The sequence below is a fragment of the Pauljensenia sp. UMB3104 genome, assembly GCF_030217285.1.
GTDB lineage: Bacteria > Actinomycetota > Actinomycetes > Actinomycetales > Actinomycetaceae > Pauljensenia.
In genome coordinates this window covers 1-378 of sequence record NZ_JASONN010000091.1, presented here as the reverse complement: position 1 = coordinate 378, position 378 = coordinate 1, and the positions used below count along the sequence as shown (strand labels likewise).

Sequence of the window (378 nt, the reverse complement as noted above, 5' to 3'; positions counted from 1 at the left end):
ATCGATTACATGCCCAAAGGCTCTGATCGTTGGCCCCCGAGCGAAGCAGCCCTGGACGTCATCGCTGACAATCGGGGTGAGCGCCCCGGCAAAACGCTCAACTGGGACACACCCAAGCAACGCCTCGAACTGCTGCTCAGGACATAACCCGTCTTGCAACCACCCCTAGAATCCGGCCTCTCCCTCCTCGAACGGGGGTGTGATAGTTCCGTGTCGGTCGATAATTCGCGCGGGCTTCAACGGCGCGTCTCGAACGACATTGAGGAGCCGGTCGAAGGTTTCCATCGCGGCGTGACGTTTGGAGGGAACGAACTCCAGAGCGGACGCGTACGGACTGATCTCGTGACCCTTACCTGACAGGGTGTTAGCCAAGCTTGC

Annotated in this window: 1 pseudogene; it reads right to left on the bottom strand. The window is 59.8% G+C overall.

Features of this window, described 5'->3' with window-relative positions:
• Nucleotides 1-165: 165 nt before the first annotated feature.
• A pseudogene (locus QP415_RS10890) lies at nucleotides 166-378 on the bottom strand (hypothetical protein); the annotation flags it as partial.